Origin of the sequence: Mesorhizobium sp. CA12 (genome assembly GCF_020165255.1) — a bacterium.
Classification (GTDB): Bacteria; Pseudomonadota; Alphaproteobacteria; order Rhizobiales; family Rhizobiaceae; genus Mesorhizobium.
Map to the genome: position 1 here is coordinate 55,414 of NZ_JAIUHT010000002.1, position 21,511 is coordinate 76,924.

Consider the following 21,511-nt stretch of genomic DNA (forward strand, 5'->3'; position numbering starts at 1 on the left):
CGCGTCGACACGCACAATCCACAATCGCGGCCAAATCCCGCCTTGTTCCCCGGCGATTGATCGGTTTGGGAACATTTAAAGGGACAAGACCGTGATCAAGACCGCCCTTGTCGCCATGACCATTGTCGGCTGCGACTGCGACGCCAAGCTCTGCGAATATATCGGCGAGACGCCGGCCAAGTGGGCGACGCTCGCCGACTGCGAAGCGGCGGTGAAGAGCCAGATGCTGCACCAGCGCAATTTCGACTATCCGCTGGTTTCGGGTATCTGCCGCGTCAAGGGCTCGGCCTCTTCCTCCGAGCTTGCCGAGAAAGCTTCCAGGCCGGATTTGAAGCCCAGGAACCGCGTCGTCGAAACCATCGCCCCGCTGCCGCCCGAGCTCGACCATCGCCCGAGCGCTCCGGTCGGCGGAACGGTGACCGCCAGCGAAACGGAATCGGCAAAGCCCGTGGCCTTCGATGGATCGGTCGATGGCGGCCGCGCCGTGCTCTACCGCACCAAGGCCGGCTATGCCGTGGTCAAGACCGACCTCAGCCGCGCTGCCGGCGCAACGGTGGACGCGGCGAAGCGCTCGGCGAACTGGCTGGCCGGATTGACCGGGCTGTAAGCCTGCCCACGGTTCAGGTCGGCCCGAGCAGAAGTGAAGCCATTCCCTTATGATTGCCCGATGACAAAGGCGTAGGGCCGCTTCGCAACCGCAGATCGGATTGATCAAGCCGACACATTGCCCGAAGATAACGCACAGGATATTGGCCATCACCGGGGGGTGTCATGACAACTGCCGTTCGTATCGCGTTATCCCTGCTGCTGGCGCTCGCCCCCTTGCATGCCAGGGCGGAAGGCGACGACAAGGCCATGGTGATCGCATCCGACGACGCCGAGATGGCGGTGGCGGTCGAGAAGGCGCGATCCAGCCTGGATGAATTCCTGAACCTGTCCGACGCTCCGCCGCCGGGAACCGACAGGTTCAAGCTGAAGGTGATGGTCGTCGACGGCAATGCGACGGAGCATTTCTGGGTCATTCCCTTCAAGCGGACGGCCAACGGCTTCGTCGGGATATTGGCGAACGAGCCGGAAATCGTCCGCAACGTCGTCCTTGGCCAGAACATCGAATTCACCAGGGACGACATCTCCGACTGGGGCTACACCAGGAACGGCCGCCAGGTCGGCAGCTTCACCGTCTGCGTGATGCTCAAGAAGATGTCGAAGGAAGAGGCCGAGCACATGCGCGCCCAATACGGCTTCGATTGCTGAACCCTATCCGGCCGCTTCCTCCATCGCGCCGATCTTGCGCTCCGACATGGGAAAAATCGTCACCAGTCGGGCCGCGACCCGCTGCTTGAGCGCGCCACCCAGAGCCACGACAGGCACCAACCGCTCGTGACCATTGGTGGCGAGGCGCGCGAAAAAATGCATCCGGTAGGCGGCGATCCTACCCCGCGTGGCCGGATCGACGCTGACATCGACGACGAATATCGAGCCGATGCGTACCGGCCATGGCAGTCTGGCGAGCGCAGTGCCGAGGAAATCGCCAAGGCCGTAGGCGATCACGCTGTCGCCGACACGCTCGATGGGCTGCACGACATGCGCGTGATGCCCGGCGATCAGCCGGACGCCGTGATCCGCCAGCCGTCTCGCCAGCGCCCGCGTCGCCGGCCGTGGAAAATGCCGGAACTCCCAGTCCCAGTGCGGCACGGCGCAGATGAGATCGATGCCGGATGCAGCGTCGCTCGGCCATTCGGCGGCATGCATCGAGATGCGTTCTTCGAACCGCGCGGCATCCGTGTTGCGCCAGAGCGTGAAAGCCGCAAAGCCGATCGTCAGCGGTCCGGCCGCATGACGCTGGACGGGCCCGCCGGCAACCGTGCCGATGGTCCGGATCCCGAGCCGGTTCAGCGCCGCGAGCGTTTCCTCGAAACCGGCGATGCCCTGATCGAGCACGTGGTTGTTGGCCAGGGACAGAACGAGCCTGTCGCGCGCGATGCCGGCGGCTGCGAGCGCATCGGCCAGGAAATGCTCGCTCATCGCATGATGCGTGCCGAGCCACGTGCCCATCACCGCGCGTGGGCGTTCGACGATCGGGCTTTCGCAATTGCCGATCACGAGGTCGGCGGACGAAAGCAGCGTCGTGATTGCCGGATCGCAATCCGGCGCATCGCAATTGGCGACGGCCGAAATGTCGCCGACGAAGGCCAGCCGCACCTTCCGTGTGGGCTGCGGATCGAGCAACATCGCCGCGGGCGCCGCGAAGCCGCTTCTGTCGCCGGCAAGCGATGGTCTCAGCAGGCGCGGCAGCCACGACAGTTTATAGGCAAGCGGATAGTTCGACACGGGCCCATCCAGTTTCGCCCTGTGTAGACTGTCTGACGGGCCGGTTGAAGCGGGTTGCTGGCGATCCCGCGGCGGCCATCTCGGACTGCCCGAAATCCGTGTATGCTCACGACGTGGAGCAGTGGAGGGCGATGACGATGCGTAGAACGATCCTTGCAGCAGCCTTGTTTGCATTCCTGCCGGCGTCCGTCGCCTGGGCCGAGATGCCGGACGAAGCCAAGTCCATGTTCGAGGCGAAGAGCGTGGCCGACCGGAACACGGCGCTGTCGACGTTGGAGGCGGCAGCGGCCAAGGACCCGGCCTCGGCCTATGCGGCCGGCGCCGGCGAATTCTTCACCGCGCTTGAGGTCCTCGCCGGCGGACTGCATCGCCACGGTTTCGAGAGCCCGAAATCCTTCATGCTGCCGCTGATGCGGTTGCCCGTGCCCGACAATCCCAACCCGCAGCCGCTGACCTACGAAGAACTCCGCGCCATCCTGGTTGCCTTCCGCGACCGGCTCGAAAAATCTGCGGCCACGCTCGGCTCGGTACCAAAAGATGCCGATGTCGGCATGGTGGTCGATCTCACCCATGTCGGCATCGACCTCAACGAAGATGGCAAGCTCGCGCCCGATGAAAGCTTCGCCGCCATCATGGCGTCGCTGTCGCGCGGCAGCATCGACACCAGCAATACCGCGCCTTCGCTCACCTTCCGCTTCGACCGCGCCGACGGTTTTTGGCTGCAAGGTTATGCCGAGTTCCTCATGGCGCAGGCCGATTTCTGGCTGGCGCATGATTTCCGCAATGCCTTTGACGGCTCGTTCCACATGCTGTTCCCGCGCGCGAAACTGCCATTGCAGGATACGCTTGTGCCGCTGGACGGCGGCATGAGCGGCAACATTTTCGCCTCGGAATGGCGCTTCGCCGACTTCATCTCGCTGGTGCATCTCGTCAACTGGCCGGTGGTCGAGCCGGAACGCCGGCAGGCCGCGCGACGCCACCTGCTGGAGATGATCCGACTGTCGCGCGAGGACTGGAAATCGATCCTGGCCGAGACCGACAACGATCGCGAATGGCTGCCGGGACCCCAACAGAAAGGCGTCAATCCGCTGACCGGCCTCGAGGTCGGCGAGGAACAGGTGCAGGCCTGGCTCGCCACGTTGACCGTGGCCGAGGATCTTCTCGAAGGCCGCGCGCTGCTGCCGCATTTCCGCATCACCGGCAAGGGCATCAACATGAAGCGCTTCTTCGACGAGCCGAAACCTTTTGACCTGGTCCTTTCGATCACCGGTCCCGGCATCGCGCCCTATCTCGAAAGCGGCAAGATCCTCACCAGCGACGATTTCGACCAGATCCAGCGCCAGTTCAGCGGCGCCGGTTTCTTGACGTTTGCGCTGTGGTTCAATTGAGGCCCGCGGTCTTAGGTTCCTCGCCCCCATGAAATGGGGGAGAGGTGGCTCGGCGAAGCCGAGACGGAGAGGGGGCGCCGGTCCCGCGCGGCGAAAGCGCTTTGAAGAGAAGGGCTTCCGCCTTACGAAACCCCCTCTCCGTCCGCTTCGCGGACACCTCTCCCCCGCCTCTGGCGGGGGCGAGGAAACCGAACCTTCGAGGTCGACGCCGTCCCCCTGGCTATCGTCAGAAAATTGCGCCCTGATAAAGCACCGCTTCCGCCTCTTCCGGCGCGAAGCGCCGCGCCAGCGTGCGGAAGGCGCTGTGGACGCCGTCGCGGTCCAGGTTGCAGCTTCTGAGGTGGCGGACGGCCAGCGTCGGATCGAATTCGGTGCGTCCGTGCAAGACCCGCTGATTGTCGAAGACCAGCACCTCGCCGGGCTGCAGCTGATGCCGGAACTGGTTCGCCGGATCGCAGATCAGCCGCGTCAGCTCGGCAAGCGCCTCGATCAGCCCGTCGATCTCATCGACAGCGCCCGTCTGCGGCGCCAGGCAGCGATCGTTGAAGCGTATGCCGGTGACGGCGCCGCTCGCGTCGAGGCTGATGACATGCGCCTCGGCGCTGAAGAACACGTCGCCGGCATGCTCGCGATGGAATGTCACGCCATGTCGAGCGAGCAGGTCGAACAGCTCCGGACTGTTTGTGCGCATCCGTTCGGCGACTTGAAATCCGTCGACCATCAACGAGGTGCCGCCGCTGCCGGCGCCGGTCCTGATGGCATGGAAGAAGATGAAGCCCGGCGGCGAATAGCGGAACGGCTCGTCCGTGTGCGGAATTTGCGCGCGCGCCGTTTCCCCGGCCACCCGGGCGTCGGGCCGTGAGATGAGATCGAAAACCTTGCCGTAGCTGGTCTCGCGCACCGGACCGTAGCGGCCGGCGACGCGCAGCGTCGCCTCCGGCTCGGCCGGGACGCCGGTCAGCATGGCGATACCATGGTCGCGCAAGGCGCGCAGCGACTGGAAAAGCGCCGCGTCCCCCTCCACCACGGCGTCGAAGGCGAAGCGCCCAAGCCGCGCGCCGAGATCGCCATTCCACAGTTCCGGCTGAAAGCGTGGCGCGCCGAAATCGCCGCCCCGTCCGGCATGGGCCGCCAGAAAGCCCGCCGCGAAGCGCGAGACGTGGCCGTCCTGCCAGACCACGTCCATCTTCCCATCCGTCGAGATTTCGATCGAGGCCGCGCGAATACCGACCGGAACATCAGCAGGCGTCAGCCAGCGCTTTCCGGAAGCGGTGTCGCCGCATATCCCGCATTCGCAGGCAAGCCGCAGCCAGCGCATCGACAGCCGGCCGGCGCTGCCGTCGTCGAATTCCATGGCGATGTGCGGTCCTTCGTTGCGCATCGATCGCAAGGAGCGCGTTGCGAGTGCCTGGCCGGCGGGGACGGACTGCGTTTGCATATCAAGCATGGCGACGGCTTTCCTGGATTGAGTTGTCTTCAACAACGGTAGGGCGCTCGCGGCTTTTCTTGCAAACGAGTTTGTTTTCGCAAGTTTTGAGGTATTCTCAATACATGGCATTTCTTCGCGACCTCCCGCTGTCGGCCCTGCGTGCGCTTGCAGCCGCCGCGCGCACCGGCAGTCTCACGCGCGCCGCCGACGAGCTCGGCGTCACGCCCGGCGCCGTCGGTCATCAGTTGCGGCAGCTGGAGGATCGGCTTGGCGTCAAGCTGGTCAGGCGCGAGGGCAACGGCATCGCGCTCACGCGCATTGCCGAGGCGGCGCTGCCCGACATCGACCGCGGCTTCGACGCGCTGGCCTCCGGCTTGCGGCGGCTGCGTTTCGAGCGCCGTGCCGATACGTTCACCATCGCCGCCGATCCGTCCTTCGCCTCGCTTTGGCTGGCGCCGCGCCTTGGCAATGTCCGCGCGGCTCTCGGCAGGCTAGACGTGCGCATCGTGGTGTCGATCGCGTTGGATTCGATGCTGGAGGAAGGCATCGACCTCGCCATCAGCTACCGCAACAGCACGGCAAGAGATCTCGTATCGGCCGATCTCTTCACCGAAAGGGTGGTTCCGGCCTGTGCCCCTGCGCTGATCCGCAACCGCACAGATCAAGACAGCGCCGAAGTGCTCGACCGCCTACCCCTCCTCCACATCGACCAGACGATGGGCGACGACGTTTACCCCACATGGGCAAACTGGTTCGCCGCCGCCGGCCGCCTGCGCAAGAACATCGACCACGGCCCGCGGTTCCCCTTGACCGTGCTGGCGGCGCATGCCGCGATCTCCGGCATGGGCGCGCTGCTTGCCAGCGAACTGGTGCTTAGGGAGCATTTCCGCTCCGGCCAGCTCGTCGAGATCGCCCGCGAGGTTCCGGCATTGACCATCAAGCGCCGCCTGGTCTGGCCGGTGGATGGACCGAAGGCCCGCCGCGCCGCCGCCGTCGCCGCGGCGCTTGCCGCGGTTGCCAAGGCGGAGCCGGACGATCCCAGGCCCATCGGATCATGACCCCTCTCCTGACAGCCTTCTGTCAGCAGCGTCCAAGCGCGGCCGGAGCCCTTTCACTCCGCTCTTTCCATTTCGGCCGAGTCCTCCCATATTCGGGCCATGGCCAGACATCCTGACAAGAAGACGCCTTCGCAAGACGGCGCGCCGAAGCGACGCAGTCCGCTGACCGAGTTCCTCGATGCCGCCGAGCCGCTGGAGCCCGGCGGCTTCGCGGAAGCGCCGCAGGCCGAATTTGCCGGCGCGCCGCTGACCGGCTCGATCTCCGATTGGGCCGGGCAGATCGAGCGCGAGGCGGAAAAGCAGCCGAAGGCAAAAGCGCCGAAGAAGATACCCGAGCGCTCGTCGGCGCCCGGCCGCACCGCGCGCGGCACCTCGATGGGCGGCGCTGCCTCGGCCAAGGAGCGCGCGGCCGCCGGCCTCAACCCGGTGGCCGGCCTCGACATCAGCCTGGAGGATGCCGAGTCGGTTTCGTCCGGCGGCGTCACTGCAACGGTCGCGGCGCTCTCGGCGCTGATCGAATCCGGCAATCCGCTGCACAAGGACGGCCAGCTGTGGACGCCGCATCGTCCGGCCCGCCCGGAAAAGTCTGAGGGCGGCATCGCCATCAAGATGGTCTCGGATTTCGAGCCCGCCGGCGATCAGCCGACCGCCATCAAGGACCTCGTCGAAGGCGTCGAGCGGAACGACCGCACCCAGGTGCTGCTCGGCGTTACCGGCTCGGGCAAGACCTTCACCATGGCCAAGGTGATCGAGGAGACGCAGCGCCCTGCCTTGATCCTGGCGCCGAACAAGACGCTTGCCGCGCAGCTCTATGCCGAGTTCAAGAAATTCTTCCCCGAAAACGCGGTCGAATATTTCGTCTCCTACTACGACTATTACCAGCCGGAGGCCTATGTCCCGCGCACCGACACCTATATCGAGAAGGAATCCTCGATCAACGAGCAGATCGACCGCATGCGCCACTCGGCGACCCGCTCGCTGCTCGAGCGCGACGACGTCATCATCGTCGCCTCCGTGTCCTGCATCTACGGTATCGGCTCGGTCGAGACCTATACGGCGATGACCTTCCAGATGCAGGTCGGCGACCGGCTCGACCAGCGCTCGCTTCTCGCCGACCTCGTCGCCCAGCAATACAAGCGCCAGGACATCAACTTCGTGCGCGGCTCGTTTCGCGTGCGCGGCGACACCATCGAGATCTTCCCCGCCCACCTGGAAGACCGGGCCTGGCGCATCTCGATGTTCGGCGACGAGATCGAGCAGATCACCGAGTTCGATCCGCTGACCGGCCAGAAGACCGGCGAGCTGAAGAGCGTCAAGATCTACGCCAACTCGCACTACGTGACGCCGCGCCCGACCTTGAATCAAGCCATCAAGTCGATCAAGGAGGAGCTCAAGCATCGCCTGCAAGAGCTTGAAAAGGCTGGCCGTCTGCTGGAAGCGCAACGGCTGGAGCAGCGCACGCGCTTCGATCTGGAGATGCTGGAGGCGACCGGCTCCTGCGCCGGCATCGAGAACTATTCGCGTTACCTCACCGGACGCCAGCCCGGCGACCCGCCGCCGACCTTGTTCGAATATGTGCCCGACAACGCGCTGATCTTCATCGACGAAAGCCACGTCACCGTGCCGCAGATCGGCGGCATGTATCGCGGCGACTTCCGCCGCAAGGCGACGCTGGCCGAGTATGGTTTCCGCCTGCCCTCCTGCATGGACAACCGGCCGCTCCGCTTCGAGGAATGGGACGCCATGCGCCCGCTGTCGGTGGCGGTTTCGGCGACGCCGGGCGGTTGGGAAATGGAGCAGTCCGGCGGCGTCTTCGCCGAGCAGGTCATCCGTCCGACCGGCCTGATCGATCCGCCGGTTGAGGTGCGTCCGGCCAAAAGCCAGGTCGACGACGTCGTCGGCGAGATCCGCGACACGACCCGGGCCGGCTATCGCACGCTGGTCACCGTGCTGACCAAGCGCATGGCCGAGGACCTCACCGAATATTTGCACGAGAACGGCATTCGCGTCCGCTACATGCATTCCGACATCGACACGCTGGAGCGCATCGAGATCCTGCGCGATTTGCGCCTCGGCGCCTTCGACGTGCTGGTCGGCATCAACCTGTTGCGCGAAGGCCTCGACATTCCCGAATGCGGCTTCGTCGCCATCCTCGATGCCGACAAGGAAGGTTTTTTGCGCTCCGAAACCTCGCTGATCCAGACCATCGGCCGCGCTGCCCGCAACGTCGACGGCAAGGTCATCCTCTACGCCGACCAGATCACCGGCTCGATGGAACGGGCGATGGCCGAGACCAACCGCCGCCGCGAGAAGCAGATGGAGTGGAACGCCGCCAACGGCATCACGCCGGAATCGGTCAAGTCGCGCATCGCCGACATCCTCGACTCGGTCTACGAGAAGGACCATGTCCGCGCCGACATCTCGCAGTTCACCGACGATGCCGGGGCGATGATCGGCAACAATCTGAAGACGCACCTCGAGGCGCTGGACAAGCAGATGCGCGACGCCGCCGCCAATCTCGACTTCGAGAAGGCGGCGCGCATCCGCGACGAGATCAAGCGGCTGCGCGAGATGGAGCTTGCCATCTCCGACGACCCGCTGGCGCGCGAGGTGGAAGGCCAAAGTCCTGCCTCAGGCCGCGAAAAGGGCAAGCACAACAAGGGCGTGGCCAAGCATCGCACGGTCGAGGAACAGGAGCGCTTCCGCAAGCTCGATGAGGCACGCGCCGCCGAGGAGGCGGCAAAGGCTGCCCGGCCCAACCTCTTCCGCAAGCCGCATCTGGACGAGATGGGCGCCGACGGTGCCGTGCCGGTGAAGAAGCCGCTCTTCGCCAAGCCGTCGATCGACGACATGGGGCCCGGCACCGACATGACGACCCCCGCCGGCGCGGTGTCGCGTTCGCTGTTCAAGAAGCAGAGCGCGCAGGAAGCGCACGGTTCCGATTTCGGCATTCCCGGCGAGCCGACAAAGCCCCTGTTCAGGAAGAACTCGCTCGACGAGATGACGGTGCGCCGCACGGAGAAACCGGTCGAGGGCAGGAAGCCGGCGAAGCCGCAGCCAACGCCTCCTCCGGCGGGGGAGATGTCCGGCAGGACGGGCGCGAAGGAACGCGACGATAAGCCGATCGTCCGCCAGCGAACCGGCATCGGCTCCTACGAGGACCCTGGCGACGAGCGGCGTCAAAAACGCCGGCCGGGCAAGACCGGACGGCCGGGGCAGTAGCATCTTTTCCTTCTCCCCGTGTGGGAGAAGGTGTCGCCGAAGGCGACGGATGAGGGGTGCTCCAGGGAAAGCCAGCGTCTCACTCCGCTGGAACACCCCTCATCCGTCTCGGCGCTGTCGCGCCGATCCACCTTCTCCCACAAGGGGAGAAGGGAAAGGCGCACCTTGCCTCCGCCCCTCCCCCGGTGTACCCAATTCCCAATTCGAACATCCGGAAAGGAGGGCTGCGTGAACTACTGCCACCACCGTCAGCGCGGCCCTGTCTGTGCCCTGCGAGCTTGCTTGCAGGGCTGACCAGGACGGTCCGGGTTTTCCCGCTTCGATTTTTGGTCTGCCCTTCGTGGTGCCGCTGAACCTGGCCTGATGGCCCGCCGGCGCACCGTCAAAGTGCATCACAGCCCGAGTTCCTCCGGGCAGACCAGAGAAATAGACATGGCCCTGATCAGCCTCAAATCCCTCGGCGTCACCATGAGTGCGCCGCTCTTCTCCAACCTCGACCTCATCATCGGCTCCGGCGACCGGCTCGGCATCGTCGCGGCCAATGGCCGTGGCAAGTCCACACTTCTCAAATGCCTGACCGGCGCGTTCGAACCCACCACCGGCGACATCACCCGGTCGCGCGGCCTGCGCGTCGGCCATGTCGAGCAATCCATCCCTGACGCATTCCTCGGCCGCAGCTTCCATGATGTCGTCGCCGATGCCTTGCCGCCCGAACAGCGCGACAGCGAGTTCTGGCGCGTCGACGTCGTGCTGGATTCGCTCGAGGTGCCGGAAGACATGCGCGGCCGGCCGATGCGCGCTCTGAGCGGCGGCTGGCAGCGTCTGGCGCTGATCGCCCGCGTCTGGGTCACCGATCCCGACGTGCTTCTGCTCGACGAGCCGACCAATCATCTCGACCTCGCCAGGATCAGCCAGCTGGAAACATGGCTCAATGCGCTGCCGCGCGATGTGCCGGTCATTATCGCCAGCCACGACCGCGCCTTCCTCGACGCGGCCACCAACCGTACCCTGTTCCTGCGCCCGGAAGAATCGCCGGTGTTCGCCCTGCCCTATTCGCGCGCCAGGCAGGCGCTCGACGAGCTCGATACCTCGACGGCGCGCAAGTTCGAGCGCGACATGAAGATCGCCCAGCAGTTGCGCAAACAGGCCGCCAAGTTGAACAATATCGGCATCAATTCCGGCAGCGACCTTTTGACGGTGAAGACCAGGCAGCTCAAGGAACGGGCCGAGAAGCTGGAGGATGCCGCCATACAAGCGCATCGCGAGCGTTCGGCCGGCGCGATCAAGCTGGCGAACCGAGGCACCCACGCCAAGGTGCTGATCACGCTGGAGGACGCGGCGGTCGAAACCCCTGACGGCACGCTGCTGTTCAGGACCGGCAAGCGCCACATCTGCCAGGGCGATCGCATCGTGCTGCTTGGCCGCAACGGCGTCGGCAAGACGCGCTTCATCGCGATGATCCGCGACGCCGTCGCCGACCCGGGATCGGTCGCGAACTTCAAGGTGACGCCGTCGACCGTGCTCGGTTACAGCGGTCAGGCGCTGTCGGGCATCGATGGCGGCGACACGCCGCTGGCGATGGTCTCGCGCCGCTTCGAGGTCGGCGAGCAGCGCGCCCGCTCGTTGCTCGCCGGCGCCGGCGTCGCGATCGAGATGCAGGAGAGGAAGATCGGCGCTCTGTCCGGCGGACAGAGATCGAGGCTGATGATGCTGGTGCTCAGGCTCATCCATCCCAATTTCTATCTGCTCGACGAGCCGACCAACCATCTCGACATCGACGGCCAGGAAGCATTGGAGGACGAGCTGCTGAAGCATCAGGCGAGTTGCCTGCTTGCCTCGCATGATCGCTCCTTCATCCGCGCCGTCGGCAACCGCTTCTGGCTGATCGACAAGCGGCGGCTGACCGAGGTCGACGACCCGGAAGCCTTCTTCCGCTCGGTCGCCGAGATGCGGAGCTGAGACGATACCTCTGTTGGGCCGGCGCTGCCGGCCCGACAGGCGTTGCTGCCGGCTCGGCGATACTTTTCCACCTGCTAAAAAAAGCGCATGCTGAACTGCTTAGCCATGGAGGGAATGGGCCATGCGTGCAGTGGAAATCGTCAGCAATCTCTATCAGGCCTATGCGGATCGCGACATCGAGGGCGCCTTGTCTCGGTGCGCTGAAGATGTCGTGTTCCGCTGGATTGCCGATCCCCGGCAATCGCGTCATGCCGGCACCGCGCACGGCAAGCAGGAATTCCTCGCCAGGCTGCTGGCGCTCGACGACGACTTCGAATACCGGCATTTTGTCCCGGTCGAGCTCATCGACGGCGGCGACAAGGTCGCCGCGCAAGTCGAGATCCACATGACGCGCCGCGCCACCGGCGAGGAGTTCATCATGCGCACCGCCAATTTCTGGACGGTCCGCGACGGCGAGATCATCGAGATGGTGGAATATTACGACACCGCGCTGGCCGCGTCGGTGTTCTAAAAAAAAATCGAGGGCGATCTGTCGGATCGCCGATTGCCGCCTCGTCCTTGGGATGCCGACACGATGATGCCGGCATCAACCAGGGAGAGACATCATGTCGGTACTGTCATCCATCGGCCGCCTTGCCAACCGCTATACCCAGGCGCGCGCCCGTCATCGCAGCGAGCGCATCCTGCTGTCGCTTCCGGCCGAGCTGCGCAAGGACATCGGCTTTCCGGAGATTTTCGAAACGCGGGAAAGCCGCCGCGCCGCCACCTTCTCGGCGAAGGTCATATAAGTCGCTTTCGATGCGATCGTTTTGCAGCCGCGCTTGCCGCCCGAGCTGTTTGGGCCAGCTACTCTAAAAATAATTCTCGGGCCATGTAGGATCGCCGCCGCTTCATCCGTCCTGGGGTCGCAAAACCGGATCAACCCGTGAAGAGGAACACGAGAATGAATGACCAAACCCCGCCCCGCGCCAAGGTCCTTGGCGGATTGACCCCCTACCTGCAGGTCGACGGCGCTATCAAGGCCGCCGAGTTCTACAAGAAGGCTTTCGGCGCGGAGGAAGTGTTCGCCCATCCGCCTGACGACAAGGGCCGCACCATGCACATCCATCTCTACGTCAACGGCTCGACGCTGATGCTGGGCGATGCCTATCCCGAACACGGCCATCCGCACCAGGCGGCACAAGGCTATACGCTGCAGCTGCATCTCGGCAGCGACGACATCGATGCCTGGTGGCAGCGCGCGGTGGATGCCGGCTGCGAGATCGTCACCCCGCTGCAGGTGATGTTCTGGGGCGACCGCTGGGGCCAGGTGAAAGACCCCTTCGGCGTCGCCTGGGCGATGAATGCCCCGGTGAAGTGAGCCCGCCCACCTCTCCCTGTGGGAGAGGTCGGATTGCCCCAATTTGCCCTTCGCAAATCGGCTCCGGGTGAGGGGTAAGCGACGCCGAGCTGGCGCACCCCTCATCCGTCTCGGCGCTGCGCGCCGATCCACCTTCTCCCACAGGGGAAGAGACGCCACAAAGAGGAGTTCAGCATGTCCTATGTCGATGGTTTCGTGCTTGCCGTGCCGAAGGCAAATCTCGATGCGTACAAGAAGATGGCCGAGAACGCCGGCGCCGTCTGGATGGAGCACGGCGCGCTCGCCTATGTCGAATGCGTCGGCGACGATGTCCCCTATGGCGAGCTGACCTCGTTCCCGCGCGCCGTGCAGGCGAAGGACGACGAGGTCGTCATCTTCTCCTGGGTCGTCTACGAGTCCAGGCAGAGCCGCGACGCGGTCATGGCCAAGGTGATGGCCGATGAGCGTCTCAAGATGGACTGGTCCGCCATGCCGTTCGACGGCAAGCGCATGATCTTCGGCGGCTTCCAGCCATTCATCCAGCTTTGAGGAGCGACGGAACGCCGGTGTCGGCTGATCGCAATCCGTTGCGATTGGCCAAGACGCTCGTCAGGTCGTCATCCACGGGCGGAGCAAGGAGCGAAGCGACGCGGCGCAGACCCGAGGATCCATTCCGTTACCTATGAGCTTTGCAGCGATGCAAAACGACCTCTGTTCTGCGCCGCCTTTAACCTTCGCGCGAGGTCACGGAATGAATCCTCGGGTCTACGCGTCCGCTTCGCTCCCGCTCCGCCCGAGGATGACGAAGTTCGGACGCTTCGGCCAATCGCTGACGCGTGTGCTAGTTCAGCCGATCAAGCAGCGGCTTCAGCCGCTCCCCATACCTCTTCCACAGATCGACCGAGCCCTGATACATCGGCTGGCGCACCTGCGCGGCGGAAGCGGTGCGCACCGGCCGGTCCGTCTCGTGGAAGGACAGCACCTTGTCGTCCCAGGGCAGGCCGAGATACGCCATCAGCGCCCGCGACTGCCCTTCCTGGTCGGCGACGAAATCCTCATAGCGCACATCATGCACGACGCCTGGCAGCACCTTGTGCCAATGCGCCATGATGTCTGTGTAGAGGTTATGGAAATCGGCGAGCTCGCCGAGGTCGTAGCCGTAGCGGTGGCTGTCGCCGCGGAAATGCACCTTGAAGATCGACAGGCACGTGGCCGCCGCATCGCGCGCGCAATGGACGATCTTGGCCTTCGGCAGCATCATGTGCAGGAAGCCGACCAGCAGGAAGTTGCCCGGCATCTTGTCGGTGACATGGCGGTAGCCCGGATAGCGGCTATGCAGCATGTCGAGATAGGCCTGGCCCGCCTCGGCGAATGCCTTGTCGGGCATGTCGGCGATACCGGCGGGGAAGCCGCCCGGCATGCTCATCGGAAACTGCTTGCCGACGGCCGTCTTGAGGATGTTCAATTCGCCCGCACCGAAAACCTGCGGATGGCTGGCGATGATCTGCTCGACCAGCGTGGTTCCGGAACGTGGCATGCCGACGACGAAGATCGGCGTGTCGTCGGAAATGCCGCTTGGCATGTGCTTCTCGAAGAAGGCTGCGTCGAAGGCCGTCTTCATCGCCTCGAATTCGCCCCGCGTGCGCGCGGGATCGTAGTCGATCACGCTGCGGCGGATGGCATTGCCCTCGGCGAAATAGTCGAAGGCGCGGCCATAATCCTTGAGGTCGTCATTAACCTTGCCCAGTCCGAAGGAGAGCTGCATGCGCGCGAGGCTGCCTTGCGGCGCCTTGGCATGTTCGGCCTCCATGCCGGCAAGCTCCTTGTCGCGCTCGGTCTGGCGCTTGACCTGCGTGAGCAGCAGCCAGGCTTTGGCCATGTTCGGGGCGATCGCCAGCGCCTGACGGGCGCGGTCGGCCGCCTCGTCGAGCTTGCCCTTCTCCATCATCGCGACGCCCAGACCGTAGAGAAGCTCGGCGTCCTTCGGCCGGATCGACAGCGCCTCGCTGAACAGCTTGATCGACTCGTCCAGCCGCCCGGCTTCCTGCATCGTCTCGGCAAGGCCGATGCGCGCACGGACATGGAACGGATTGCGGCCGATGGTGCCTCGATAGATCTCCTCGGCCGCGTCGAATTTGCCGAGCTGCTTCAGCGACGAACCGAGATTGTCGCGCGCGGCCAGCTGGTCCGGCCGGATATCCACGGCCCCGCGGAAGAAATCGACCGCCGCGGCGACGCGCCCGAGGTCGCGCATGACCGTGCCCATATTGTTGAGGAAGTCGGCATTCTCGGGCTGCAGCGTCACCGACTGCTCGATGAGATCGAGCCCTTCCTCGCTCCTGCCGGTCTGGTGCAGCAGCAGCCCGAGGAAATGCAGCGCTGCGGCATGGTTCGGCTGCTGCCCCAGGACCTGCCGGTAAAGCGCCTCGGCCTCTTGCCGCCGGCCGCCCTGGTGCAGTTGCAGCGCCTTTTGCACATAAGGATCGAGCGGGTTCACCGAGCCACCTGGCCTGCCACCGGCGTTTGCCGCTCTTCTGCGATCTTTGTTAATGGGAAACCTGCCGTATTTGTTGGTCCGCCGGACCTAAGCCATGCGGGCAAGAGATTCAAGACAAACGTCAGCGCGCCTCGCGGTGTCTATCTTGCGAATGGACACCGCGGTCTGCTCAGCACGGCCCGTCGCCGACGATGCGATAGTCCGCCGCGCGCGCCTCGCAGGCGTTCGGGAAGGTGCGCATCTGCCCATGGCGCCTGGCGCAGACCGGCGCGTATTCGCGCGTGCAGAAGGCTTGTTCGCCACCACCGCCACCGCCGTCGCGGCAAGGACCGTCCCGCACGATGCGGTAGCCTTCCCTTTCAGCCAGGCAGGCATTGGCAAAGGTCTGCCGGTCGCCGCCGCGCCGGGCGCAGACCGGTTGGTACTGCATGGTGCAGAGCTGCGGATGCGGCCGGGACGGCAGCGGGCGCGGCCCATCGTCGACGACGACGGTGCAGGCTGCCAGCAGCGCCGACAGCGTGAAAACGACAACGCCCTGCCATAACACCGCAAGAAGCCGCATATACCCCTCCTCCATCCCGACGCGTGATGCCGGCTCGCGGTATCCTCGCATCCTGCGCATTAAACGCAACCATCGTTTGTGGAGCCACGGAACGGTCGTCGCCGCCTTGGCCCATGCTTGGCCCGCCTCTGGCCGATGACCGGTGATAGGCCCGGGTCTATCGAGGCCCAGCGTTGGACGCGCCGCTGGCCGCCCGCGAGCGTCGTCTTGCAACCATCACGTTTCCGTGTAATAAAAATCATGTTCGGGCATTTGCGACCCGGAGAGCGGAACGTTTTGGACGACCTTTCCCCGATAAGTGTGAATCTCTGACAACCCCGTTTTTCGGCGGGGGGTTTGACCATGCGCGAATGCATGACCGCCGAAGCAACCACCGGGATTTGCCCAAGGCGCGAGGCAGCGGGCAAACCACCAAGACTGACACGGGTGAAGGAGTTTTCCCCAATGGCCCAGACCGGTACTGTAAAGTTCTTCAATGCCACCAAAGGCTTCGGCTTTATCACGCCGGATGGTGGCGCCAAGGACGTGTTCGTCCACATTTCCGCGATCGAGGCCTCTGGCCTGCGCACGCTGGTCGACGGCCAGAAGGTCACCTTCGACGTCGAGCCGGACCGCATGGGCAAGGGCCCGAAGGCGGTCAACCTGCGCGCTGCCTGATCCGCCGAAACAGCCTATCGTTGCGGATGCAATGGTGCGGCAGGATCATGAGCCGGCTTCAGGACAGGCCTGAATTTGCGAAGGCGCGACCGAAAAGGTTGCGCCTTTTTTGCGCGCAAATGCTTGGATCGGCAGGCGAAAACTTTCTCTTGCCGATAGCGCTAAAATAAAGGACAAATTTCCTCTCGGGCAGTTTGCCGGCCCGAGACTTGACTTGATGGGATCAAAGGAGTTTCCCATGCCGCAGACCGGCACCGTCAAATTCTTCAACCATGCCAAGGGCTTCGGCTTCATCACGCCCGATGATGGCGCGAAGGATGTCTTCGTCCACATCTCGGCTGTGCAGGCGTCGGGCCTTCCCGGTCTTGAGGATGGGCAGAAAGTGACATTCGACACCGAGCCGGACAAGCGCGGCAAGGGTCCGAAGGCCGTCAATCTGTCGGTCGGCTAAGCCGGCTCGCGACGGATCCGACGGAAGCTTTTCAGGCGGGACCGCTCCCGCCCCGGAACGGATTGTGCCTAGGTCCGGAAAGGTCGCCGGCTTCGAAAATCGCCAAGCCTCGCAAACCGCCGAGGCTCGAAAAATCCCCAGGCCTCGAAAAATCGTTTACGCCGATTTCCGTTCAGCCTCCGTTCAGCCACGGTCTTCTATTAACCTTTGCTAAAGCCGGTCCGTATCCCCCGAAAAACGCGCGGGCCGGCGCGAAGGAGACCGAAAATGAATCGTTTTCTCAGGACCGCCATCCTCAGTGTTGGCATTGCCGCGACCACCTTGGCCACCTTCTCGGCGGCCAATGCCGACGACTGGCGCTGGCACCATCATCGTCATCATGGCGGTGACGCCCTCGCCGCCGGCGTTGTCGGCCTTGCGGCAGGCGCTCTGATCGGCAGCGCGCTCAGCAACCCTGGGCCGCGCTATTACGAACCGGCCTATGGTGACGACTATTATGTCGACCGGCCGGTGCGCCGCTACTACGTTCAGCAGCCGCGTGTCGTCTACGCCGACCGCTATGCCGAGCCGTGGACCCGCGGCTGGTACGAGTATTGCTCGGACCGCTACCGCAGCTTCAATTCGCGGACCGGCACTTTCACCGGCAGTGACGGCGCTCAGCATTTCTGCGTCGCCAATTAAGAAAACCCAGGTTCCCTACCTTAAAAAGCGCCGCCCTTGGGCGGCGCTTTTTTGAATAACTCGCCAACGATGGCTATGCCGAGATTCAGGTCAGGCCGAGCCGAGAGCGATGGGTTCCGAGAACCGGAGCGGAGCGTACTTACAGTACGTGAGCACCGGAAGCGCAGGAAACTGACGCTCGCAGGCCGGCATCACCTGAATATCGGCATCGCCTAGGTCAGAAACGGATTGGTCCGCCGTTCGTCGCCAAGGCGGCTACCCGGGCCATGGCCGCAGATGAAACCTATGTCGTCGCCTAGCGGCAGAAGCTTGTCCTTGATTGAGGCGATCAGCGCTGCGTGGTCGCCGCCGGGCAGGTCGGTGCGCCCGATCGAGCCGCGGAACAGCACGTCGCCGACATGCGCGAATTTGGCCGCCCGGTTGTAGTAGACGACATGGCCCGGCGCATGTCCCGGGCAATGCAGCACTTCGAACACATGGTTGCCGAACGACACCGTTTCGCCTTCGGTGAGAAAACGGTCCGGCACGCAATTGCGCACCGGATCGGTGAGGCCGAAACGTTTGGCCTGGTTCTCGAGATTGGTAAGCAGCGGCTTGTCGGCCTCATGTGGGCCGATAATGTCGATGCCCAGCGCGTCCTTCAGGTCCATCGCGCCGCCGGCATGGTCGATATGACCGTGCGTGATCCAAATTGCGCCGGCGGTGATGGCATTGTCCTTCAGCGCCGACAGTATCTGGTCGACATCGCCGCCGGGATCGACCACGACGCCCGACCTGTCGTCCATGTCGAAGAGAATGGTGCAGTTCTGCTGGAAGGGCGTGACCGGCACGATACCGGCATTGAGCTGACCCATGGCATTCCTTTCCCTTCCTTCGAAGTGTCGCCCTGATGTAGACAGCCCGGCGAACCTCGTCCACCATTGTCCGAACTTCGGGAGGAAATGCGCGGCCGAGGCCGCTGGCCATGTTTCCAAAGGAATGGGCGGCCGAGGCCGCCGGCTTGGTAATAAAGAATGGGCGGCCGAGGCCGCCCATGGCAAAGTCCGAAAGACCGGACCTATTTCTTCATCGCATTCATGACCGCGCCGACGATGCCGGTCAGTATCGCGCCACCGCCAACGCCGCCGAGGAGGTTCTTCAGGTCGAGCGCGCTGCCGATGCCGCCCGCCGCCGCTGCCGCGTCAACGCCGCCGCCGCCGAGCAGGCTGCCGAGAATGGCCGCGCCGCCGACGCCGCCGATCGCACCGCTGAGGATTTTGGTAAGTTGGCCCATCGCCGCCTGCTTGAACGCCGCGCCAACCGCCTGGCCACCGATAACGCCGGCAATTACCTGTACAACGATCTGAATAATCGTGTTGCTGTCCATGTAACTAGTCCCTCCATAGCCGCCAGCCTCCTCGGGCCGACGCCATCATGAGACGCCGAATTGTTCGAAAGTCAAATGCGCGCGCGCTTAAATAAAAGGGGCGGCTCGAAAACCGCCCCTATTGCATAAAAAAGCTGTGACTATCTCTATTCTGCAGCGATTGCGTGCTTTGGCTGCACCGCGGCGGAATAGTCATTCATCAATGTCTTGGCGATCTCGCCGACCTCGAATCGGTATGGACCGATCTCGGAAACCGGCGTGACCTCGGCGGCGGTGCCGGTGAGGAAGCACTGCTCGAAACCTTCGAGCTCCTCCGGCATGATGGCGCGCTCGATCACCTCGAAACCGCGGTCCTTCGCCAGGCCGATCACCGTGCGGCGGGTTATGCCGTCGAGGAAGCAGTCGGGCGTCGGCGTATGGATTTTGCCGTCCTTGACGAAGAAGATGTTGGCGCCCGTCGCTTCCGCCACCTGGCCGCGCCAATCGAGCATCATGGCGTCGGCGTAGCCATTGGCCTCGGCGGCGTGCTTGGACAGCGTGCAGATCATGTAGAGGCCGGCGGCCTTCGACTTGGACGGCGCGGTGCGCGGATCGGGCCGGCGCCATTCGGCGACGTCGAGCCGAATGCCCTTGAGCTTCTGCGCGGGATCGAAATAGCTCGGCCACTGCCAGATGGCGATGGCGCAGTTGATGCGGTTGTTCTGCGCCGAAACGCCCATCTGCTCGCTGCCGCGCCAGGCGATCGGACGCACATAGGCGTCCTGGAAACCCTGCTTCTTCAACAGCGTGCGGCAGGCCTCGTCGATCTCGGCGACCGGATAGGGAATCTTGAAGCCGAGCAGGCGCGCCGATTCATGCAGGCGCTCATTGTGCTCGGTCAGCTTGAAGATCTGGCCGCCATAGGCGCGCTCGCCCTCGAAGACGGCACTGGCATAATGCAGGCCATGGGTCAGCACATGGATCTTGGCATCGGCCCATTTGACGAACTCGCCGTTCATCCAGATGAAGCCTTCCAATTGATCGAAGGGAACGGATGCCATGGAAACCTCCCGCGGGCAGGCGCCCGCAAATCGTTGTGTTTATGACCTTCCGAACCGGCCCCGCACAGGATCCGAAACGCTGGCCAATGCTTGAAAGCGTAGGCGGATATTCAATCCGTGGCAAACTCAGGAAGTTCCGGAAAAACGGCTTCCTCTTGCCTTTTTGTTCGCAATCCGCCGAAAAGCTTGTCAAAAATTATCATTGCCCGGAAATTACGTCAATAGTACTGACGTAATTCCCGCCTCGCATGGAGAAACGATGACGAGCCCCGCAGCCGGAAAACCGATCAGGACGGCCATCGCCGATGAGGACGGCATCGACTTCGCCATCATCGAGCTGTTTTTCTTCGCCTATCGCGATTTCACCTCCGACCCGGACCAGATCCTCGCCGATTACGGCTTCGGCCGCGCCCATCATCGCGTGCTGCATTTCGTCAACCGCAGGCCCGGCCTCACCGTCGCCGAGCTGCTCGATGTGCTGAAGATCACCAAGCAGAGCCTGGCGCGGGTTTTGAAGCAGTTGATCGACACAGATCACATCGTCCAGGTGCAGGGTCCGCGTGACCGCCGGCAGCGCGAGCTTTACCCGACCGCCAAGGGTCGCGCCCTGGCCCTGGCGCTGGCGCGGCCACAGTCGCGCCGCATCCGTGCGGCATTGGAGGATTCCGGAACCACCGAACGCGCCACGATCGAGCGTTTCCTGGAAGCGATGGTCAATCCGGAACTAAGAGCGCAGATCGACATTGTGCCTGCGCAAACATCGGGGAAGAACCATGGAGACCATTGAGAAGGTCGATCATCCGTCAGCGCCCGACGATGACGCGCCGCATCTTCTGGTCGTCGACGACGACACGCGTATCCGCAACCTGCTCAAGCAGTATCTGTCCGAGAACGGTTTTCGCGTCACCGTGGCCGGCAATTCCGGCGAGGCCAGGCGCAAGCTCGCCGGCCTCGACTTCGACCTTCTGGTGCTCGATGTGATGATGCCGGGCGAGACCGGCGTCGACCTCACCAAGGCGCTGCGGGCCGAGAAGAACGTGCCGATCCTGATGCTGACGGCGCTGTCCGAGACCGACAGCCGCATCACCGGCCTGGAAGCCGGCGCCGATGATTACCTGCCGAAACCGTTCGATCCGCGCGAGCTGATCCTGCGCATCAACAACATCCTGCGCCGTGGCGGCCCGGCGGCGACGCCCAAGGTGGAGCAACTGGTGTTCGGGCCCTACACGTTCCAGATCGCCAAGCGGGAATTGAAGCGCGGCGGCGAGGCGCTTAAGCTGACCGACCGCGAGCAGGAGATCCTCGCGATCTTCGCCGCGCGGGCGGGCGAGACCATACCGCGCCATGAGCTGGTGGGCGATGAATCGGATGTCGGCGAGCGAACCATCGACGTGCAGATCAACCGGCTGCGCCGCAAGATAGAGCGCGATCCATCCAATCCGGTGTGGCTGCAGACGGTGCGCGGTATTGGGTATCGGCTCAGCGTCGAATAGGTTACCGTCGAAGGCCCTTTGCTGAACGGCCATCGACG

The 21,511-nt window shown here is 64.1% G+C and carries 22 protein-coding genes; 15 read left to right on the forward strand and 7 right to left on the reverse strand.

Going from position 1 to position 21,511, the window contains the following annotated elements; translation table 11 throughout:
- Window positions 1–91: 91 nt before the first annotated feature.
- Together LB520_RS04415 and LB520_RS04420 are read left to right on the forward strand one after the other, a co-directional pair.
- Complete coding sequence (locus LB520_RS04415; RefSeq protein ID WP_224636585.1) at window positions 92–607, forward strand: hypothetical protein; 516 nt, start codon at window positions 92–94, stop codon at window positions 605–607.
- A 164-nt stretch (window positions 608–771) separates the two neighbouring features.
- Window positions 772–1,254 carry a YegJ family protein gene (locus LB520_RS04420; protein ID WP_224636586.1) on the forward strand — a complete coding sequence of 161 codons (483 nt, stop codon included), beginning with the start codon at window positions 772–774 and terminating at the stop codon, window positions 1,252–1,254.
- A gap of 3 nt (window positions 1,255–1,257) precedes the next feature.
- Here LB520_RS04420 and LB520_RS04425 read toward each other — a convergent pair whose 3' ends face one another.
- Complete coding sequence (locus LB520_RS04425; protein WP_224636587.1) at window positions 1,258–2,331, reverse strand: CapA family protein; 1,074 nt, start codon at window positions 2,329–2,331, stop codon at window positions 1,258–1,260.
- A 137-nt stretch (window positions 2,332–2,468) separates the two neighbouring features.
- Between LB520_RS04425 and LB520_RS04430 the strand changes: the two genes are divergently transcribed.
- Window positions 2,469–3,719: a hypothetical protein gene (locus LB520_RS04430; protein WP_411969858.1), complete on the forward strand. Its 1,251-nt coding sequence runs from the start codon at window positions 2,469–2,471 to the stop codon at window positions 3,717–3,719.
- A 226-nt stretch (window positions 3,720–3,945) separates the two neighbouring features.
- Here LB520_RS04430 and LB520_RS04435 read toward each other — a convergent pair whose 3' ends face one another.
- The gene (locus LB520_RS04435) at window positions 3,946–5,166 is read right to left on the reverse strand and encodes a clavaminate synthase family protein (protein ID WP_224636589.1); all 1,221 of its coding nucleotides are present in this window, start codon (window positions 5,164–5,166) and stop codon (window positions 3,946–3,948) included.
- 104 nt (window positions 5,167–5,270) lie between these two features.
- Between LB520_RS04435 and LB520_RS04440 the strand changes: the two genes are divergently transcribed.
- The 7 genes from LB520_RS04440 to LB520_RS04470 all read left to right on the forward strand — a co-directional run bounded on the left by LB520_RS04440 (window position 5,271) and on the right by LB520_RS04470 (window position 13,275).
- Window positions 5,271–6,206: a LysR substrate-binding domain-containing protein gene (locus LB520_RS04440; protein ID WP_224636590.1), complete on the forward strand. Its 936-nt coding sequence runs from the start codon at window positions 5,271–5,273 to the stop codon at window positions 6,204–6,206.
- A 99-nt stretch (window positions 6,207–6,305) separates the two neighbouring features.
- Window positions 6,306–9,428, forward strand: coding sequence for an excinuclease ABC subunit UvrB (uvrB, locus tag LB520_RS04445; protein ID WP_318012076.1), 3,123 nt, complete (start codon window positions 6,306–6,308; stop codon window positions 9,426–9,428).
- Window positions 9,429–9,860: 432 nt separating this feature from the next.
- The gene (locus LB520_RS04450; protein WP_224636591.1) at window positions 9,861–11,387 is read left to right on the forward strand and encodes an ABC-F family ATP-binding cassette domain-containing protein; all 1,527 of its coding nucleotides are present in this window, start codon (window positions 9,861–9,863) and stop codon (window positions 11,385–11,387) included.
- A gap of 121 nt (window positions 11,388–11,508) precedes the next feature.
- Window positions 11,509–11,898, forward strand: a complete 390-nt coding sequence (locus tag LB520_RS04455; protein WP_224551622.1) for a nuclear transport factor 2 family protein — start codon at window positions 11,509–11,511, stop codon at window positions 11,896–11,898.
- Between the two features lie 94 nt (window positions 11,899–11,992).
- Window positions 11,993–12,175: a hypothetical protein gene (locus tag LB520_RS04460; RefSeq protein ID WP_224604502.1), complete on the forward strand. Its 183-nt coding sequence runs from the start codon at window positions 11,993–11,995 to the stop codon at window positions 12,173–12,175.
- Between the two features lie 155 nt (window positions 12,176–12,330).
- On the forward strand, window positions 12,331–12,747 hold the full coding sequence (locus LB520_RS04465) for a VOC family protein (RefSeq protein WP_224636592.1): 417 nt from the start codon (window positions 12,331–12,333) through the stop codon (window positions 12,745–12,747).
- A gap of 174 nt (window positions 12,748–12,921) precedes the next feature.
- Window positions 12,922–13,275, forward strand: a complete 354-nt coding sequence (locus LB520_RS04470; protein ID WP_095766545.1) for a DUF1428 domain-containing protein — start codon at window positions 12,922–12,924, stop codon at window positions 13,273–13,275.
- 292 nt (window positions 13,276–13,567) lie between these two features.
- On the opposite strand, the gene LB520_RS04475 is transcribed toward LB520_RS04470, so the two are convergent.
- Window positions 13,568–15,202: a tetratricopeptide repeat-containing sulfotransferase family protein gene (locus LB520_RS04475; protein ID WP_224636866.1), complete on the reverse strand. Its 1,635-nt coding sequence runs from the start codon at window positions 15,200–15,202 to the stop codon at window positions 13,568–13,570.
- A gap of 190 nt (window positions 15,203–15,392) precedes the next feature.
- Complete coding sequence (locus LB520_RS04480; RefSeq protein ID WP_224606113.1) at window positions 15,393–15,785, reverse strand: Kazal-type serine protease inhibitor domain-containing protein; 393 nt, start codon at window positions 15,783–15,785, stop codon at window positions 15,393–15,395.
- A gap of 444 nt (window positions 15,786–16,229) precedes the next feature.
- Here LB520_RS04480 and LB520_RS04485 point away from each other — a divergent pair, with 444 nt between their 5' ends.
- From LB520_RS04485 to LB520_RS04495, 3 genes are all read left to right on the forward strand, one after another.
- Window positions 16,230–16,442 (forward strand): cold-shock protein, encoded by a 213-nt coding sequence (locus LB520_RS04485; protein ID WP_006202520.1) that lies wholly within the window; start codon window positions 16,230–16,232, stop codon window positions 16,440–16,442.
- A gap of 238 nt (window positions 16,443–16,680) precedes the next feature.
- Window positions 16,681–16,893, forward strand: a complete 213-nt coding sequence (locus LB520_RS04490; RefSeq protein WP_008877668.1) for a cold-shock protein — start codon at window positions 16,681–16,683, stop codon at window positions 16,891–16,893.
- Window positions 16,894–17,160: 267 nt separating this feature from the next.
- Window positions 17,161–17,574 (forward strand): BA14K family protein, encoded by a 414-nt coding sequence (locus LB520_RS04495; protein ID WP_224636593.1) that lies wholly within the window; start codon window positions 17,161–17,163, stop codon window positions 17,572–17,574.
- A 212-nt stretch (window positions 17,575–17,786) separates the two neighbouring features.
- Here LB520_RS04495 and LB520_RS04500 read toward each other — a convergent pair whose 3' ends face one another.
- From LB520_RS04500 to LB520_RS04510, 3 genes are all read right to left on the reverse strand, one after another.
- Window positions 17,787–18,428 (reverse strand): MBL fold metallo-hydrolase, encoded by a 642-nt coding sequence (locus tag LB520_RS04500; protein WP_224531202.1) that lies wholly within the window; start codon window positions 18,426–18,428, stop codon window positions 17,787–17,789.
- A 203-nt stretch (window positions 18,429–18,631) separates the two neighbouring features.
- A complete protein-coding gene (locus LB520_RS04505; RefSeq protein ID WP_095766540.1) occupies window positions 18,632–18,940 on the reverse strand; it encodes a hypothetical protein in 309 nt (102 codons plus the stop codon).
- Between the two features lie 146 nt (window positions 18,941–19,086).
- Complete coding sequence (locus LB520_RS04510) at window positions 19,087–19,980, reverse strand: branched-chain amino acid aminotransferase (RefSeq protein WP_095766539.1); 894 nt, start codon at window positions 19,978–19,980, stop codon at window positions 19,087–19,089.
- A gap of 259 nt (window positions 19,981–20,239) precedes the next feature.
- Here LB520_RS04510 and LB520_RS04515 point away from each other — a divergent pair, with 259 nt between their 5' ends.
- Together LB520_RS04515 and LB520_RS04520 are read left to right on the forward strand one after the other, a co-directional pair.
- Window positions 20,240–20,767, forward strand: coding sequence for a MarR family winged helix-turn-helix transcriptional regulator (locus LB520_RS04515; protein ID WP_140647554.1), 528 nt, complete (start codon window positions 20,240–20,242; stop codon window positions 20,765–20,767).
- Window positions 20,754–21,473, forward strand: coding sequence for a response regulator (locus LB520_RS04520; RefSeq protein WP_095766537.1), 720 nt, complete (start codon window positions 20,754–20,756; stop codon window positions 21,471–21,473). Before LB520_RS04515 ends, LB520_RS04520 begins: the two co-directional genes overlap by 14 nt.
- Window positions 21,474–21,511 lie beyond the last annotated feature (38 nt).

Excerpts from the sequence above, each read along its gene's own strand:
- LB520_RS04485 (WP_006202520.1), top strand. The coding sequence starts at position 16,230 with ATGGCCCAGACCGGTACTGTAAAGTTCTTCAATGCCACCAAAGGCTTC.
- LB520_RS04460 (WP_224604502.1), top strand. The coding sequence starts at position 11,993 with ATGTCGGTACTGTCATCCATCGGCCGCCTTGCCAACCGCTATACCCAG.
- LB520_RS04470 (WP_095766545.1), top strand. The coding sequence starts at position 12,922 with ATGTCCTATGTCGATGGTTTCGTGCTTGCCGTGCCGAAGGCAAATCTC.
- LB520_RS04505 (WP_095766540.1), bottom strand. The coding sequence starts at position 18,940 with ATGGACAGCAACACGATTATTCAGATCGTTGTACAGGTAATTGCCGGC.
- LB520_RS04435 (WP_224636589.1), bottom strand. The coding sequence starts at position 5,166 with ATGCTTGATATGCAAACGCAGTCCGTCCCCGCCGGCCAGGCACTCGCA.
- LB520_RS04510 (WP_095766539.1), bottom strand. The coding sequence starts at position 19,980 with ATGGCATCCGTTCCCTTCGATCAATTGGAAGGCTTCATCTGGATGAAC.
- LB520_RS04480 (WP_224606113.1), bottom strand. The coding sequence starts at position 15,785 with ATGCGGCTTCTTGCGGTGTTATGGCAGGGCGTTGTCGTTTTCACGCTG.
- LB520_RS04495 (WP_224636593.1), top strand. The coding sequence starts at position 17,161 with ATGAATCGTTTTCTCAGGACCGCCATCCTCAGTGTTGGCATTGCCGCG.
- LB520_RS04515 (WP_140647554.1), top strand. The coding sequence starts at position 20,240 with ATGACGAGCCCCGCAGCCGGAAAACCGATCAGGACGGCCATCGCCGAT.
- LB520_RS04465 (WP_224636592.1), top strand. The coding sequence starts at position 12,331 with ATGAATGACCAAACCCCGCCCCGCGCCAAGGTCCTTGGCGGATTGACC.
- uvrB (WP_318012076.1), top strand. The coding sequence starts at position 6,306 with ATGGCCAGACATCCTGACAAGAAGACGCCTTCGCAAGACGGCGCGCCG.
- LB520_RS04500 (WP_224531202.1), bottom strand. The coding sequence starts at position 18,428 with ATGGGTCAGCTCAATGCCGGTATCGTGCCGGTCACGCCCTTCCAGCAG.
- LB520_RS04440 (WP_224636590.1), top strand. The coding sequence starts at position 5,271 with ATGGCATTTCTTCGCGACCTCCCGCTGTCGGCCCTGCGTGCGCTTGCA.
- LB520_RS04490 (WP_008877668.1), top strand. The coding sequence starts at position 16,681 with ATGCCGCAGACCGGCACCGTCAAATTCTTCAACCATGCCAAGGGCTTC.
- LB520_RS04430 (WP_411969858.1), top strand. The coding sequence starts at position 2,469 with ATGCGTAGAACGATCCTTGCAGCAGCCTTGTTTGCATTCCTGCCGGCG.
- LB520_RS04420 (WP_224636586.1), top strand. The coding sequence starts at position 772 with ATGACAACTGCCGTTCGTATCGCGTTATCCCTGCTGCTGGCGCTCGCC.
- LB520_RS04520 (WP_095766537.1), top strand. The coding sequence starts at position 20,754 with ATGGAGACCATTGAGAAGGTCGATCATCCGTCAGCGCCCGACGATGAC.
- LB520_RS04455 (WP_224551622.1), top strand. The coding sequence starts at position 11,509 with ATGCGTGCAGTGGAAATCGTCAGCAATCTCTATCAGGCCTATGCGGAT.
- LB520_RS04450 (WP_224636591.1), top strand. The coding sequence starts at position 9,861 with ATGGCCCTGATCAGCCTCAAATCCCTCGGCGTCACCATGAGTGCGCCG.